Annotated in this window: 13 protein-coding genes; 7 read left to right on the top strand and 6 right to left on the bottom strand. The window is 65.6% G+C overall.

Features of this window, described 5'->3' with window-relative positions:
- Positions 1-15 precede the first annotated feature (15 nt).
- Together KHP16_RS01315 and KHP16_RS01310 are read left to right on the top strand one after the other, a co-directional pair.
- Entirely contained in the window at positions 16-936 is a 921-nt protein-coding gene (locus KHP16_RS01315) for a LysR substrate-binding domain-containing protein (RefSeq protein ID WP_109582159.1), read from the top strand.
- A 122-nt stretch (positions 937-1,058) separates the two neighbouring features.
- The gene (locus tag KHP16_RS01310; RefSeq protein WP_211959453.1) at positions 1,059-1,877 is read left to right on the top strand and encodes a class II aldolase/adducin family protein; all 819 of its coding nucleotides are present in this window, start codon (positions 1,059-1,061) and stop codon (positions 1,875-1,877) included.
- Between the two features lie 22 nt (positions 1,878-1,899).
- Here the strand turns inward: KHP16_RS01310 and KHP16_RS01305 are convergent, their stop codons facing one another.
- The 3 genes from KHP16_RS01305 to KHP16_RS01295 all read right to left on the bottom strand — a co-directional run bounded on the left by KHP16_RS01305 (position 1,900) and on the right by KHP16_RS01295 (position 5,026).
- Positions 1,900-2,325, bottom strand: coding sequence for an NUDIX domain-containing protein (locus tag KHP16_RS01305; RefSeq protein ID WP_211959452.1), 426 nt, complete (start codon positions 2,323-2,325; stop codon positions 1,900-1,902).
- Between the two features lie 662 nt (positions 2,326-2,987).
- Positions 2,988-3,548 (bottom strand): single-stranded DNA-binding protein, encoded by a 561-nt coding sequence (locus KHP16_RS01300; protein ID WP_211959451.1) that lies wholly within the window; start codon positions 3,546-3,548, stop codon positions 2,988-2,990.
- A gap of 200 nt (positions 3,549-3,748) precedes the next feature.
- Complete coding sequence (locus KHP16_RS01295) at positions 3,749-5,026, bottom strand: MFS transporter (protein WP_211959450.1); 1,278 nt, start codon at positions 5,024-5,026, stop codon at positions 3,749-3,751.
- A gap of 279 nt (positions 5,027-5,305) precedes the next feature.
- Here KHP16_RS01295 and uvrA point away from each other — a divergent pair, with 279 nt between their 5' ends.
- Complete coding sequence (uvrA, locus tag KHP16_RS01290) at positions 5,306-8,170, top strand: excinuclease ABC subunit UvrA (protein WP_115953840.1); 2,865 nt, start codon at positions 5,306-5,308, stop codon at positions 8,168-8,170.
- A 54-nt stretch (positions 8,171-8,224) separates the two neighbouring features.
- On the opposite strand, the gene KHP16_RS01285 is transcribed toward uvrA, so the two are convergent.
- The 3 genes from KHP16_RS01285 to KHP16_RS01275 all read right to left on the bottom strand — a co-directional run bounded on the left by KHP16_RS01285 (position 8,225) and on the right by KHP16_RS01275 (position 12,661).
- Positions 8,225-9,907 carry a Na/Pi cotransporter family protein gene (locus tag KHP16_RS01285; protein WP_115953841.1) on the bottom strand — a complete coding sequence of 561 codons (1,683 nt, stop codon included), beginning with the start codon at positions 9,905-9,907 and terminating at the stop codon, positions 8,225-8,227.
- A gap of 128 nt (positions 9,908-10,035) precedes the next feature.
- Positions 10,036-10,608 (bottom strand): adenine phosphoribosyltransferase, encoded by a 573-nt coding sequence (locus KHP16_RS01280; RefSeq protein ID WP_109582169.1) that lies wholly within the window; start codon positions 10,606-10,608, stop codon positions 10,036-10,038.
- 61 nt (positions 10,609-10,669) lie between these two features.
- On the bottom strand, positions 10,670-12,661 hold the full coding sequence (locus KHP16_RS01275) for a monovalent cation:proton antiporter family protein (protein ID WP_109582170.1): 1,992 nt from the start codon (positions 12,659-12,661) through the stop codon (positions 10,670-10,672).
- A 149-nt stretch (positions 12,662-12,810) separates the two neighbouring features.
- On the opposite strand from KHP16_RS01275, the gene KHP16_RS01270 reads away from it, so the two are divergent.
- From KHP16_RS01270 to lptB, 4 genes are all read left to right on the top strand, one after another.
- Entirely contained in the window at positions 12,811-13,794 is a 984-nt protein-coding gene (locus KHP16_RS01270) for a KpsF/GutQ family sugar-phosphate isomerase (RefSeq protein ID WP_109582171.1), read from the top strand.
- A gap of 16 nt (positions 13,795-13,810) precedes the next feature.
- Entirely contained in the window at positions 13,811-14,440 is a 630-nt protein-coding gene (lptC, locus tag KHP16_RS01265) for an LPS export ABC transporter periplasmic protein LptC (protein ID WP_109582172.1), read from the top strand.
- A 76-nt stretch (positions 14,441-14,516) separates the two neighbouring features.
- Positions 14,517-15,191 (top strand): lipopolysaccharide transport periplasmic protein LptA, encoded by a 675-nt coding sequence (lptA, locus tag KHP16_RS01260; RefSeq protein WP_211959449.1) that lies wholly within the window; start codon positions 14,517-14,519, stop codon positions 15,189-15,191.
- A gap of 37 nt (positions 15,192-15,228) precedes the next feature.
- Positions 15,229-16,020 carry an LPS export ABC transporter ATP-binding protein gene (gene lptB / locus KHP16_RS01255; RefSeq protein ID WP_109582174.1) on the top strand — a complete coding sequence of 264 codons (792 nt, stop codon included), beginning with the start codon at positions 15,229-15,231 and terminating at the stop codon, positions 16,018-16,020.
- Positions 16,021-16,042: the final 22 nt, after the last annotated feature.

Here is a 16,042-nt window from a genome sequence, read left to right as displayed (position 1 = left end):
GAAGGAGAAGCCGTCATGCGTCGTGGCGTTCCCAGTCTGGGCCTGTTGCAGGCCTTCGAGGCCTCGGCGAGGCATGAGAGCTTCTCCAAGGCAGCGGAAGAGTTGTCGCAGACCCACGGCGCGATCTGCAAGAAGGTCAACGAGCTGGAGGAGGACCTCGGCGTCGCGCTGTTCGATCGCGTGCGCCAGCGGCTGGTACTCACGCCGGCGGGCGCGGAGTATGCGCGCCGGATCCGCGTGAACCTCGACCAGATCCGCCGCGACACGCTGGAACTCGTCCGCTCGGAAAGCGCCGTGAGCCTCGACGTCGCGGTCGGCGTCTCCTTCGCGGCGCAGTGGCTGGTGCCGCGTCTGCAGGACTTCTATGACCGGCATCCGGACATCCGCGTGCACATCATCGGCCGCGATCAGCCGAACTTCTTCGACGATTCGAACTTCGACGCGACGCTGTATTTCGGGCAGCATCTGTGGGCGGGCATGGCGGGCTCCGCGCTGATCGGCGACGATCGGCTGCTGCTCGTCTGCGCGCCACGCTGGCGACCCGCGGGCGCGCTCACCCTCGACGACATCTCGGCCGCGCCGTGGATCTACACCCGGGATCTGCCCACGGCGTGGACCGACTGGGCCGAAACGCTGGTCGGCCATCCAGTCAAGCACAGCGGGGCCTCGCCGCGCTACGACATGTTCGTGATGTCGATCAATGCGACGGTCGCGGGCCAGGGACTGGCCCTGCTGCCGCGCACGCTGATCGACCAGGAGCTCGCGAACGGGCAGCTCGTCGTCGCGCATCCGCATACGGTGAAGAGTCCCAGCACGGTGTATTTCGCGTATCCGGAGCAGCGGCAGAACTGGGAACCGCTGAAACAGTTCGAAGTGTGGCTGTCGGAGACGGCGGCGCGCTATCAGGCATCGGTCGCCACGGTGAGTGCGCGTTAGTTTTGGCGTTAGCGTTGGTCTCGGGGACATGTTCCTCGACAGCACGACCCTGTGAGATTTCTTCCCTATCGCGCGATGGCGGACTGCCCGAGAATCGATCGGGCAGACAGGAAGGAATCCCCATGAACGATATCGCGAACATCCACCTCCAGATCCCCACGCCGATCGGCGGCCCGCTGCCCACGCCCACAGTCCATACCTCGTACGACGCGGAACGCCGCGATAGAAAACTCCGCCTCGCCGCGGCCTTCCGCATCTTCTCGCGCTTCGGACTCGCCGAAGGGATCGCCGGACATATCACGGTGCGCGACCCCGAGCATCACGACCGCTTCTGGGTCAACGCGTATGCGCAGCACTTCTCGAGCATCCATCCGGACGACCTGATCTGCATCGACGAAGCGGGCAACGTGCATGACGGCAGCGGCGGCCCCGTCAACGCGGCGGCCGTCGCGATCCACTGCGGCATCCATGCCACGAACGCGCATGTCACCGCGGCCGCCCACACCCACTCCATCTACGGCCGCGCATTCTCCGCGCGCAAGCGCACGCTGCTGCCGATCAATCAGGAGGCCTGCCTGTTCTTCGACGACCAGGCGGTCTATCAGGGCGACGTGCTGGTGCTGGACCGGGACGAAGGCAAGCGTATCGCCACCGCCATGGGCACCCGCCGCACCGCGGTACTCGTCAACCACGGGCTGCTGACCGTCGGCTCGTCGGTGGACGCCACCGCGTACCGTTTCCTCGCCATGGAGCGCTGCTGCCAGATCCAGCTACTGGCCGAAGCGGCCGGCGAGTTCATCGTCATGACGGACGAGGAAGCCACCTCCATCCGCCAGCAGATCGGCTCGGATTACGTGGCATGGCTGGCGTTTCAGGGATTGTTCGCGCAACTGCTGAGAGAGAGTCCGGACCTTAGGTACTATCAGGAAACGATCGGATAAGGGCTCGGCCCGCTGGCGCGACTCACCCCGTCGCGTCCTCCACCGTCTCCCGCGCCCACCGCACGATGTCGAGAAACCTCGGCGGCAACAACCTCTCCGCTTCGGCAAAAGACACCCACCGAAACGCATGATGCTCGGGCCTCCCGAGCTCGGCACTGACCGGCAACACCACATCCCCCTCACGCGACAACGCCAGATAAATGCGCGCCACCTTCCCCCGGGCATACACCGGCGTCTCGCGATACGCGTCCCCCCACGGCAACTCAAGCGCGCGCAACCCGGTCTCCTCAGCAGCCTCCCGCAACGCCGCCACCAACGGCGCCTCCCCACCCTCCGGCGCGCCCTTGGGCAAATCCCAGTTCCGATAGACACGCAGTACGAGGCAGCGCCAACCGTCTTCGAACCGGCGCACTATGACAAGTCCTGCGGAGAGTTTGGGAGTCATCATTGAAGCGCACAGAGTCCGAGGCAGTTCCGCTCCGTGCATCCTACCTGAGGCAGACACACAAAAGCCCGCAAAAGCGGGCTTCTGGCACATCGGGACCGGCTCCTCTTACCCAGCGATTGCTGGACCGAAGGCGGGCGACTCCTCGCACCGGCGTAGTGAGTCTCACATGCTAATCGGACCTCTTCGTAGAGGTCCTCGCGGGCCTCCTCGCTATCGGCACACTTGGGTACCGACCCTTCCGGGCGGGATTAGCGCGCGGCTCTCACCGCTCCGTTCATACGCTAACGCCGCGATGATAGCGTGGAAGGTTCTGTCGATCTACCTTCCATATCGGCGACACGCATTCCGTCACAGAAAGATTGACGATAGTCATGCGCGCGTCACTCTCCTTCTCCGTCAAACCCTAGGCTCGATATACTCCGCGCATACACGGTTGGACCAGCCGCTCCCAACCTGGCTTCTGTCAGGTTCCGCTAAGCCCTTCGGGGCCCAAACTGGTGATGCCCCAGCTGTATCAGAGCTTGAAGCCAACGCCACCCACTGGGTGGCGTTGGTCTTTCTGGAGGATGCACAATCGCAACCCTCCTAAAAATGCCCCGCCCCAGATAGCAAAAGCCCCGCACTAGGCGGGGCTTCCTACCAGCGTAGTCCCTGACGAAACGTCAGAACGGAATATCGTCATCCATATCTTCAAACCCGTTCGACGGGGACTGCTGCTGACGGCGTTGTCCGCCGCCCTGGCCGCCTTGCGAGCCGCCACCACCGCCTTGGCCACCACGGCCGCCGCCGTAGCCCCCGCCGCCACCGGACGCTTCGCGGCTGTAGCCACCGCCACCGCCGCCACCACCACCGCCGTAGCCGCCTTCATCGCCACCACCACCGCCCTGACCGCGGCCGCCCAGCATTTGCATCTGGTCGGCGACGATTTCGGTGCTGTACTTGTCCTGGCCCGACTGATCCTGCCACTTGCGCGTGCGGATGCGGCCTTCGATGTAGACGGACGAGCCCTTCTTCAGGTACTGACCCGCGATCTCCGCCAGCTTGCCGAAGAACGCGATGCGGTGCCACTCCGTGGCTTCCTTGAACTCGCCGCTCTGCTTGTCCTTGTACCGATCGGTCGTTGCGAGCCGAATGTTGGTGACGGCGTCGCCGCTGGGCATGTAGCGCGTTTCCGGGTCAGCGCCCAGGTTGCCGACGAGGATGACTTTGTTGACCGATGCCATGTGAACGTTCTCCGAAGGACCACCTCATCCGAGGTGGCAAAGTAAGTCTGTAAAGGTAAGTCAGTGTAAAAACGCAATCGCGGCAAACAAAAAGCGCGCCCCGGTGCCAAGTGTTGCGTTGGCGGGCGCGCGCTCATGCTAAACCCAAACTGCTCGAATCTGAACTAGTGCTTCTGCGGTTTTTTGGACTACCGTATGGATCACACCACGGTGGATGCCGCAGGCGCTTCCGCCTGCCCGCGAGCGGGGGGTGGCTTCATGCGCCACGCGATTATAAGCCAGGCCAGCAACACGACCGCGCAGCCGATGAACACCGCCGCGCGCCCCTCGTGCTTGAGCAGCCAGCCACCGGCGATACCGCCCAGAAACAGCCCCATCGCCTGCGTCGTGTTGTAGACGCCGAGCGCCGCGCCCCGGCTGGCCGCCGCATACCGCGACACCAGCGAAGGCTGCATGGCCTCGAGGACGTTGAACGCGACGAAGAACAGCAGCAGCACGCCGACGATCGGCCAGAGCCCATGCACGGCGGCGAACAGCACCTGTACGACCGTCATCAGCGCGACCGAGCTCAGCAGCACGACGCGCACCCGCCCATACCGCTCGGCCGCCATCATCGGCCCGAGCATCAGGATGAACGACACCAGCACCACGGGCAGATACACCTTCCAATGCTGGTCCAGCGGCATGCCCGCGTCGGACAACATCGACGGCACGACCATGAACATTGCAACCTGGCTTGCATGTAGCGCAAGTACCCCCACATTCAGTCGGGCGAGGTCGGGATTGGTCAGCACGCTGCGGAACGGCAGTTGCACCGGATGCGGTGCCGGCGGCACCGGCACCACGAAGATCGTCACGCCGATGGCCACGACGCCGAGCACGGCCATCAGCCAGAAGATGCCCGACATGCCGATGGCCTCGAGCAGCGGCGAGGCGATGACCAGCGACAGCGCGAACGTCAGCCCGATGCTGCCGCCCACCAACGCCATCGCCTTCGTGCGATGCCGCTCCCGCGTCAGGTCCGCGATGCAGGCCGTGATCGCGGCCGAGATCGCGCCGGTTCCCTGCAACGCCCGGCCGATCGTGATGCCCAGGAGCGTATCGGAGCAGGCCGCGACGACCGCGCCCGCGACAAACAGCAGCAGCCCGCCGACCATCACCGGCTTGCGCCCGACGCGATCGGACAGCCAGCCCAGCGGGATATGGAGAAACGCCTGCATCAGGCCATAGATCCCCATGGCGATCCCGACGCGCTGCGCGTCATGCCCGTCCGGCAGTCCGCGCGCGAATTCGGCGAAGACCGGCAGGATCAGGAACAGGCCCAGCATGCGGAGCGCGAAGATACTCGCCAGCGACAGACTGGCACGCAACTCGCTTCGCGTCATGCGGTCGCGCACAGGCGGCGCGGCATCGGCGACACCTGGTTCACCGGATGCACTGGCAGAAGCGGATTGTGGGGAAGAAGGGATCGACGGCATTGCGATCGTGAGAAGTATCTGACTCGGTCGGAAGGATGGGGCTGAATTGACGGGGTTGCGCCGAGCGCCTGGCTTCAACGCCTGGCTCCAATTCTGTCGTGTTTCCCGTCCTTTTGCCGGGGAAGCCCCCGAAACCGAAGTTCGGTATATTAGCAGGTTTGCTTCCCGCGCTTTCCCGGTCACCTGCCGTCCCCGCAGGTGCCGGAGCGATGGCACTCGGCAGGCGTTTGCCCACGTTTGGGGCATCACAGGCGTTGCTTTAGGCACTTTGAAGTTTCTATGGAAGAAATCAAGATTCGTGGGGCGCGTACCCACAACCTGAAGAACATCAATCTCGACCTGCCGCGCAACAAGCTGATCGTGATCACGGGTCTCTCCGGATCGGGCAAGTCGTCGCTCGCGTTCGACACGCTCTATGCGGAAGGCCAGCGCCGCTACGTGGAGTCGCTGTCCGCGTACGCGCGCCAGTTCCTGCAACTGATGGAAAAGCCGGACGTGGACCTCATCGAAGGTCTGTCCCCGGCCATCTCCATCGAGCAGAAAGCCACGAGCCACAACCCGCGCTCGACCGTCGGCACCGTTACGGAAATCCACGACTACCTGCGCCTGCTGTTCGCCCGCGCGGGCACACCGTATTGCCCCGATCACAACATCGCGCTGCAGGCGCAAAGCGTCTCCCAGATGGTGGACGCCGCGCTTGCGCTGCCCGAGGACACCAAGCTGATGATCCTCGCGCCCGTGGTCGCCGACCGCAAAGGCGAGCACTCGGACCTCTTCGACACGATGCAGGCGCAGGGCTTCGTCCGCTTCCGCATCCGCTCGGGCGGCGGTACCGCGCACGAGGCGGAAGCAAAGGTGTTCGAAGTCGACCAGCTGCCCAAGCTAAAGAAGACGGAGAAGCATTCGATCGACGTGGTCGTCGATCGCGTGAAGGTGCGCCCCGACATCAAACAGCGGCTGGCCGAGTCGTTCGAAACCGCGCTGCGCCTCGCCGATGGCCGCGCCATCGCGCTGGAGATGGACACCGGCCACGAGCACGTGTTCAGTTCGCGCTTCGCCTGCCCCATCTGTTCGTATTCGCTGCAGGAACTGGAACCGCGGCTGTTCTCGTTCAACAATCCGATGGGCGCGTGCACGACCTGCGACGGCCTGGGCCAGATCACGTTCTTCGATCCAAAGCGCGTCGTGGCCTTCCCGAACCTGTCGCTCGCGTCGGGCGCGATCAAGGGATGGGACCGCCGCAACCAGTTCTACTTCCAGATGCTGCAAAGCCTGGCCGCTTTCTACGACTTCGACACGGAGACCGCGTTCGAGGAACTGCCGCAGAAGGTGCAGGAGGTCGTGCTGCATGGCTCGGGCGAGGAAGAGATTCCCTTCACGTACATCAACGAGAAGGGCCGCACGACCGTGCGCGCGCACGTGTTCGAGGGCATCATTCCGAATCTCGAGCGCCGCTACCGCGAGACGGATTCCATCGCGGTGCGCGAAGAGCTCGCGAAGTATCAGAACAACCAGCCCTGCCCCGCCTGCCACGGCACGCGCCTGCGCACGGAAGCGCGGCACGTAAAGGTTGGCGAGGACGACCAGGCGCGCGCGATCTTCGAGATCAACGCGCAGCCGCTGCGCGACGCGCTCACGTGGTTCCTGACGCTGAACCTGCATGGCGCCAAGCGCGAGATCGCCGACAAGATCGTCAAGGAGATCACCGCGCGGCTGAACTTCCTGAACAACGTGGGGCTCGACTACCTGTCGCTTGAACGCAGCGCGGACACCCTGTCCGGCGGCGAAGCGCAGCGCATCCGCCTGGCCTCGCAGATCGGTTCGGGACTCACCGGCGTCATGTACGTGCTGGATGAACCGTCGATCGGCCTGCATCAGCGCGACAACGACCGCCTGATCGGCACGCTCAAGCATCTGCGCGATATCGGCAACTCGGTGCTCGTGGTCGAGCACGACGAGGACATGATTCGCGCGAGCGACTATGTGGTCGACATCGGCCCCGGCGCGGGCGTCCATGGCGGCATGATCGTCGCGGAGGGCACACCCGGGCAGATCGAGGCATCCGTCGCGTCGCTGACGGGCCAGTACCTGTCGGGCCAGCGGCGCATCGAGGTGCCCGCGAAGCGCGCCGCGCCGGACGAGGAGCGCCTGCTGCGCATCGTCAACGCAACGGGCAACAACCTGCGCAACGTGACCGCCGAGATTCCGGTCGGGCTGCTGACCTGCATCACCGGTGTGTCCGGTTCGGGCAAATCGACACTGATCAACGACACGCTGTATCACGCGGTGGCGCGGCATCTCTACGGCTCCACGCCCGAGCCGGCGGCCCACGACCGCATCGAGGGGCTGGAGCACTTCGACAAGGTCATCAACGTCGACCAGAGCCCGATTGGCCGCACGCCGCGTTCGAATCCCGCCACGTACACCGGCCTCTTCACGCCGATCCGCGAACTGTTCGCGGGCGTGCCGTCCGCCAAGGAGCGTGGCTACGATCCGGGCCGCTTCTCGTTCAACGTGAAGGGCGGCCGCTGCGAATCGTGCCAGGGCGACGGCGTGATCAAGGTGGAAATGCATTTCCTGCCGGACGTCTACGTGCCCTGCGACGTGTGCCACGGCCAACGCTACAACCGCGAGACGCTGGAGGTCCTGTACAAGGGCAAGAGCATCTCGGAGGTGCTCGACCTGACCGTCGAGCAGGCGCACGAATTCTTCAGCGCGGTGCCCGTGGTGCGGCGCAAGCTGCAGACGCTGCTCGATGTGGGGCTGGGGTATATCCGGCTTGGGCAGTCTGCGACGACGCTGTCGGGCGGCGAGGCGCAGCGGGTCAAGCTGTCGCTCGAACTATCGAAGCGGGATACGGGGCGGACGCTCTATATCCTCGACGAGCCAACGACGGGGCTGCATTTTCATGACATCGAGCTGCTGCTCAAGGTCATTCACAAGCTGCGCGATCAGGGCAACACGGTCGTGATCATCGAGCACAACCTCGACGTGATCAAGACCGCGGACTGGCTGCTGGACATGGGGCCAGAGGGCGGCGCCGGCGGCGGGCAGGTCATTGCCAAGGGGACGCCCGAGGCGGTGGCCAAGAGCAAGGCCAGCTTCACCGGCAAGTACCTCGCGCCGCTGTTGAAGCGGGGATAAGCGCCCGGGGGGAGCAGGCATGCCGGGGGAGCACGTACGTCAGCACGTACGTCCTTATCTGGCCTGCACCTCCGGCACACCCGCTACATCGGTCCGCTCATCTTCCTTCAGCCGGCTACGGTTCATCAGCCCGGCCTGCTCGAGCACCGGATAAGCCGTCGCGCAGAACAGCGAGTTCAGACGCTTGAGCTCGCTGATCATGTCGAGGTGCAGCGAGCTCGTCTCGATGCTCTCCACATGCTGCACCGCCACGCGCTGCAGATGCGACCGCGAATACTTGCGCTCGAGGTCGCGGAACTTGGCTTTCTCTTCCACGAGCTGCTGCGCGCTGCGCAGATCGCCCGTCAGGAATACGGACATCGCCAGCCGCAGGTTCGCCACGACCCGCCCATGCATCTCGGCAATCTCCTGCATGCCCGCTTCCGAGAACTGCAGGTTGTGCGCGATCTTCTTGTCTTTCGCATCCAGCAGCATGCGTTCGATCAAATCCCCGGCATGCTCGAGATTGATCGTCAGCGAGATGATCTCCGTCCAGCGCTGGCCATCGTTCTCGTCGAGCGCCTCGGTACTGATCCGCGTGAGATAGAGCTTGATCGCCGTATAGAGATCGTCCACCTCGTTGTCGATCCGGCACGTCGCCGTCGCCAGCCGCGCATCGTTGTTGCGCAGCACGCGCAGCAGGTTGTCGAGCATCTGCTCCACGCGGTCGCCGATCCGCAGCACCTCGCGCGCGGCATTCGACAACGCGAGCGTCGGCGTCGTCAGCGCGGCCGGATCGAGGTGGCGCGGCGTCACCTGGCTGTCGCCGGTATTGCGCCCCGGCAGGATGGCTTCGCACAGCCGCGCGAGCGGCGCCGTGGCCCCGAGCAGCAGAATCGCGAGCACCACGTTGAACATCAGGTGGAAGTTCACGATCAGCCGCTGCGGATCCGTGCTGAGCAGCTTGAGCAGATCTTCCGCATGCGTGAGCAGCGGCAGCGCGATCAGGCACCCCAGCAGCCGCGACAGCAGGTTACCGAGCGTGACGCGCTTGCCGGGCTGGTTGTTGCCCGACGTGGTGAGCAGCGCCGAGATACCCGACCCGAGGTTGGCACCGAGCACAAGCGCTAGCGCAACGTGGATCGACACCACACCCGCAGACGCCAGCGCGCCGCAGAACAGCACGACCGCGAGACTGGAATAGCAGAGGATGGTCAGGAACGCGCCGATCAGCATGTCGAGCGTCGCATCGCCGGTCAGCGTGCTGAACAGCACCTTGACGCCGGCCGCCTGCACCACGGGACGCGTCGCGATCGAAATCAGCTCGAGCGCGAGCGTGATCAGCCCGAGACCGATCAGCACACGGCCCACGTGGCCGACCCGCTGCCCCTTCCAGGAGAGGTGAAGAATCACCCCGACGAATATCAGCAGCGGCGACAGCCAGGAGAGATCCAGCGAGAACACCTGCACCATCATCGCGGTGCCGACGTTGGCGCCCAGCATGATCGCCAGCGCCGGGGCCACGGCAATCAGCCCCTGCCCCACGAACGAACTCACGATCACCGCCGTCGCATTGCTGCTCTGGACGAGCCCGGTCACACCCAGACCCGCCGCAAAGGCGCTGAAGCGATTCGATACGCTGACCGAGAGGATATGGCGCAGGTTCGCGCCATATACGCGCAGGATGCCAACCTTGACGATATTGGTGCCCCACACAAGGAGCGCCACGCCGGAAAGCAGATGAAGAAGAACGCCCATCGTCCGCCCTTTCGTGACCGTTAAGGAACCGCAAAAGGGCGGTTCACGCAGCCATCATTTCGTTGTCAATGGGGCATTATGCGCCGGGGGACGGCCCCCGGCAAACGGAAGCGGCGGTTAGCGCGCTTTCAGTGACCGTCGAAGTTGCAGACGGTAAACAATGGCAGTCCGCTGGCCGACAGCAGCCTGGAACCGCCCAGCTCGGGCAGATCGACGATGGCCGCGCCCTCTATCACCGTCGCGCCCAGCCGCTCGAGCAGCCTGCGGCCGGCCATCATGGTGCCGCCCGTGGCGATCAGGTCGTCGATCAGCAGCACGCGGTCGCCCGGCTTGCACGCATCGGCGTGGATTTCCACGGTGGCGCTGCCGTACTCCAGCTCGTATTCCTCGGCTACGGTCTGGAACGGCAGCTTGCCCTTCTTGCGGATCGGCACGAAACCCAGGTTCAGCTCGTACGCGATGATCGAGCCAAGGATGAAGCCCCGCGCGTCGATGCCGGCCACCAGGTCGAGTTGCTGATCCATGTAGCGGTGGACGAACACGTCGATCAGCACGCGCAGGGTCTTGGGGTTCTGCAGCAGGGGGGTAATGTCGCGGAACATCACGCCGGCCTGCGGCCAGTCCGGCACCGTCCGGATGCGCTCGCGCAGGTAACGGCTCACGTCGCCCAGATCGGGGGACTGGATGATGGAATCTGCCATGGGGGGGATTAGTGGTCTGAAAGCGTTGTCTGGTGAAGCGAACCCCTAACCATACAGCAAACTAGTCCCGCACCAGCCTTTCCTCGGCCGCCTCGAGCGCCTCGGGCGTCCCCCGCAGCACGACGATGTCGCCGGGCTCCAGCACGGTGTCGGGCTCCGGATCGAAGGCCGGAATGCCGCGGCGGCGCACGGCGGTGACTTCCACGCCGATCCGCTCGAGCCCCAGCAGCCCAAGCCGGCGCCCGACCGCCGTATGCTCCCCGCCCAGCGATACCGCGTGCAGCCGGACGGTATCGCGCTCGACCATGTCTTCCTCGTCGTCGCGGCCGTGGAAGTAACCGCGCAACAGGCTGTAACGCGCATCGCGCGCCTCCTGCACGCCGCGCACCACGCGGCGCATCGGCACGCCGAGCAGCACCAGCGCGTGCGAGGCCAGCATCAGACTGCCTTCGATGATCTCGGGCACCACTTCGGTCGCACCCGCCTTCTGCAGCGTGTCCAGCTCGGAGTCGTCGACCGTCCGCACGATGACGGGCAGCGCCGGCGCCAGTTCCTGCACGTGATGCAGCACGCGCAGGGCGGAGGGCGTATTGGCATAGGTGATGATCAGCGCGGCCGCCCGATGCAGGCCCGCCGCGATCAGCGCCTCCCGCCGTGCCGCATCGCCATAGACCACCGTATCCCCGGCCGCCGCGGCCTCCCGCACGCGATCCGGGTCGAGGTCGAGCGCCACGTAGGTGATGCCCTCGCGCTCCAGCAGGTGCGCGAGGTTCTGGCCGCTGCGGCCGAATCCGCAGATGATCGCGTGCTTCTCGGTCTGCAGGCTCTGTACCGCGATGCGGGTCATGTTCAGCGATTGCATCAGCCATTCGTTGGCCGCGAAGCGCAGCACGATCGCGTCGCTGTACTGGATGAGGAACGGCGCCACGAGCATCGACAGCAGCATCGAGGCGAGGATCACCTGCGTGAGCACGGGGTCCACCAGTCCCATGCCGTCGATCTGGTTCAGCAGCACGAAGCCGAATTCCCCCGCCTGCGCAAGGCCGAGGCCCGTGCGGATGGCCACGCCCTGCCGCGATCCGAATGCCCGGGCCAGCAGCGCGATCAACACGAGCTTGAACAGGATCGGCACCACCAGCAGCCCGAGCACGAGCCAGACATGGTCGTAGACGACCTGCACGTTGAGCAGCATGCCGATGGTCACGAAGAACAGCCCGAGGAGCACGTCGCGGAACGGCTTGATGTCCTCTTCCACCTGATGCCGGTACGGGGTCTCCGAGATCAGCATGCCGGCGAGGAACGCGCCGAGCGCCATCGACAGCCCGAGCCGCTCGGTCAGCGCGGCCATGCCGAGCGTCACGAGAAGCAGGTTCAGCATGAACAGTTCCTGCGACCGCCGCGCCGCCACCACGTGGAACCAGCGGCTCATCAGGCGTTGACCCACGAAGAAGATCAGGCTCAGCGCGACGACGATCTTGACCGTGGCCACGCCCAGCGCGGTCACAAGGTCGCCGGGGTCGCGCGACAGCGCCGGGATCACGATCAGCAGCGGCACCACGGCCAGATCCTGGAACAGCAGCACGCTGATGATGTTGCGGCCGTGCTCGCTCTCCAGCTCCATGCGCTCGGACAGCATCTTGGACACGATGGCCGTGGAAGACATGGCCAGCGCGCCGCCCAGCGCGATCGAGGCCTGCCACGTCAGCGGAAACATGAGCGGAAACAGCCAGCTCACGAGCCATCCGGCCGGCAGCACCACCAGCATCGAGAGCGCCACCTGCGACCCGCCCAGCCCGAACACGAGCCGCTTCATCGCCCGCAGCTTGCCGAGACTGAACTCCAGCCCGATCGAGAACATCAGGAAGACGACGCCGAACTCGGCGAGGTATTTGGTCTGGGCGGAATCGCTGGCCAGGCCCAGCGCATGGGGGCCGATCAGGATGCCCACCGCCAGGTACCCGAGCATCGGGGGCAGCTGCAACATGCGGAAGGCCACCACGCCGAACACGGCGGCGGCCAGGAGTACCAGGGTCAGTTCCAGCGGTGAATGCATGCGGCAGGGGTCGGATCGTCTTAGTCAGGCGGAAACGAAACAAGCGGAAACGAGCAGGAACAAGCGGGAACCGCGCGGATCGAACGGCCACGCACGCGTGCCGGACGGCACGCCAGACGCCATCGCATTCGTTGGTATACTCCGTCGCCATGATAGCCAATTTCGATGCGGATCGAGCACTTCGTCTCGGCCGCGAGACCCTTCAGATCGAAGCCGACGCCGTGCGCGGCCTGATCGACCGCCTGACCCCCGATTTCGCGGACGCCGTGCGCCTGCTGCTGGCCTGCACCGGACGCGTGGTCGTGTCCGGCATCGGCAAGTCCGGCCACATCGGCCGCAAGGTCGCCGCGACGCTCGCCTCGACGGGCACGCCTTCGTTCTTCGTGCATCCGGCCGAGGCCAGCCACGGCGACCTCGGCATGATCACGCGCGACGACGTGCTCATCGCCTTCTCGAATTCCGGCGAAACCGGCGAACTCCTGTCGATCGTGCCGATCGTCAAGCGCATGGGCGCCCGCCTGATCTCGATCACCGGCAACCCGGCCTCGAACCTGGCCCGGCTGTCCGACGTCCATCTGAACGGCGCGGTCGAGACCGAGGCCTGCCCGCTGAACCTCGCCCCCACCGCCAGCACCACCGCCGCGCTTGCGTTAGGCGACGCGCTGGCCGTGGCCGTGCTGGACGCCCGTGGCTTCGGCGAGGAAGACTTTGCCCGTTCGCATCCCGGCGGCGCGCTCGGCCGCAAGCTGCTGACCCACGTGCGCGACGTCATGCGCACCGGCAACGCCGTGCCCGAAGTCCGTGAAAGCACCCCGCTCGCGCAGGCGCTGATGGAAATCACCCGCAAGGGCATGGCCATGACAGCCGTGGTGGACGACGCGGGCCGCGCGATCGGCGTCTTCACGGACGGCGACCTGCGCCGGCTGCTGGAGACCCCGCGCGACTGGCGCACCGTGCCCATCGGCGACGTCATGCATGCGAACCCGCGCACGGTCCTGCAGGACGCGCTGGCCGTCGAGGCCGTGCAGATCATGGAAGCCAACCGCATCAACCAGCTGCTGGTGGTGGATGGCGACGGGCGCCTGACCGGGGCGCTCCACATCCATGACCTGACGCGCGCCAAGGTCATCTGACCGGGCGCCGGCCACCATGAAGGGATTCATCGCCAACCTGACCGGGCTCATCATGCGGCTGCTGCCGCTGCTGCTGATGGCCATCGTGGCGGGCAGCACGTTCTGGCTCGTCGAGATCAACTCGCCGCGCGAGGACAAGGCCGCGGTCACGGGCAAGCGCCATGAGCCCGACTACTTCATCGACAACTTCTCGGCCACCGAACTCGCGCAGGACGGCAGCACCAAGCTGCGGTTCACCGGCATCAAGATGATCCACTTCGAGGACGACCAGACCTACGAAGTGACGAAGCCCGCCATGCGCGCGTACGAGCCGGACCGCCCGCCCGTGACGGCCAACGCGGACCGCGGCGTGATGAACGCGGAGGGCTCGATCATCGATCTCTATGGCAACGCGTTCATCGTGCGCCAGGCGGGCACGGACCTCAGCAAGGACCCGCGCATGACGGCGGCCTCGCAGTATTTCCAGCTGCTGGTGAACGATGACATCGTGAAAACGAACCAGCCCGTGCAACTGGTGCGCGGCCCGTCGGTGATGAACGCTAACGGGCTGATCTTCAACAACGTCACCCGCGAAGTACAATTGCTGGGTAACGTCCGCGGCACCATCATCACGGGGCCGCCTTCGGGCCAGGCTCCGAAACCATAAGAAGCGCGCCCATGCAAGACCGTCGCCCGCCGCGCGGCCTTGCCAGGCCGTCATCCAGTCCAATTTCTAGTCCGCTATGACTTCATCCCAGACGACGCCGTCCCGTCGCCGCCCCGCCGCTGTCGCGCTGCTCGCCATGATCGCTGCCCTTGGGCTAACGCTCGCGGGCCCCGCGCAGGCCGAACGCGCGGACCGCGACAAGCCGCTCGTGCTGGAAGCGGACAACGCCAGCTACGATGACGTCAAGCAAATCTACACACTGACTGGCAACGTCGTGCTGACCAAGGGCACGATGGTGCTGAAGTCCGATGCGGCCGAACTGCGTACCGACCCCGAGGGCTACCAGTACGCGATCGCCACGGCCAAGCCGGGACGCCAGGCGTACATCCGCCAGAAGCGCGACGGTGTGGACGAGTACATCGACGGCTGGGGCGACCGCATCGAATACGACGGCAAGCAGGAACTGTCGCGCCTGATCGGCCATGCCCGCGCGGCGCGTGTCGCAGGCACGAAGATCATCGACGAAATCCGCGGCGCGCTGATCACGTACGACAGCCGCAACGAGTTCTATACGGCCGCGGGCGGTGGCGAGACCACCGCCGCCGGTGCGCCCTCCTCGGGCCGCGTGCGCGCGGTGCTGTCGCCGCGCGCGGATGCCAGCGCGCCCGCCGCGCCGCTCGAACTGAAGCCCTCGCCCGTCCCATCGCCAAACGCCTCGCCAAATCCGGGCGCGGCCCCGGCCAAGCCCTGAGCCCCCGCTCCGGGCCCGAAGCACTTCTCAGCAGCTCATGAACGATACCGCCACGCTCGCCAAGCCGATCTCCACCGCCAATGTCTCCAATGGCAGCACGCTGGTCGTGCGCCACCTGAAGAAGCGCTACGGCTCGCGTACCGTGGTCAAGGACGTGTCGCTCGACGTGAAGAGCGGCGAGGTGGTCGGTCTGCTCGGCCCGAACGGCGCCGGCAAGACGACCTCGTTCTACATGATCGTGGGCCTCGTCGCGCTCGACGAGGGCGACATCGTGCTCGACGGCGACCACATCAGCGGCCTGCCGATCCATGAGCGCGCGCGCATGGGGCTGTCGTATCTGCCGCAGGAGGCGTCGGTCTTCCGCAAGCTCAACGTCGAGGAAAACATCCGCGCCGTGCTGGAGCTGCAGCAGGAAAACGGCAAGCCGCTCAAGAAGGACGAGATGAACAAGCGGCTGGATACGCTGCTCGACGACCTTCAGATCGCCCACCTGCGCAACAATCCCGCGCTGTCCCTGTCCGGTGGCGAACGCCGACGCGTGGAAATCGCGCGCGCGCTGGCCTCGTCGCCGCGCTTCATTCTGCTCGATGAGCCGTTCGCCGGCGTGGATCCGATCGCCGTCGGAGAAATCCAGCGCATCGTCAGCTTCCTCAAGGCGCGCAACATCGGCGTGCTGATCACCGACCACAACGTGCGCGAGACGCTCGGCATCTGCGACCACGCCTACATCATCAGCGAAGGCACGGTGCTCGCCGAGGGCCAGCCCGAGGACATCATCGCCAACGAGTCCGTGCGCCGCGTCTACCTCGGCGAGAATTTCCGGATGTGACGGGCCGGCCGCGCCCGCGGCC

Source organism: Cupriavidus plantarum (assembly GCF_905397285.1).
Lineage (GTDB): Bacteria > Pseudomonadota > Gammaproteobacteria > Burkholderiales > Burkholderiaceae > Cupriavidus > Cupriavidus plantarum.
The sequence above is the reverse complement of the archived record's forward strand: the minus strand, read 5'-3'. Positions and strand labels throughout refer to the sequence as shown.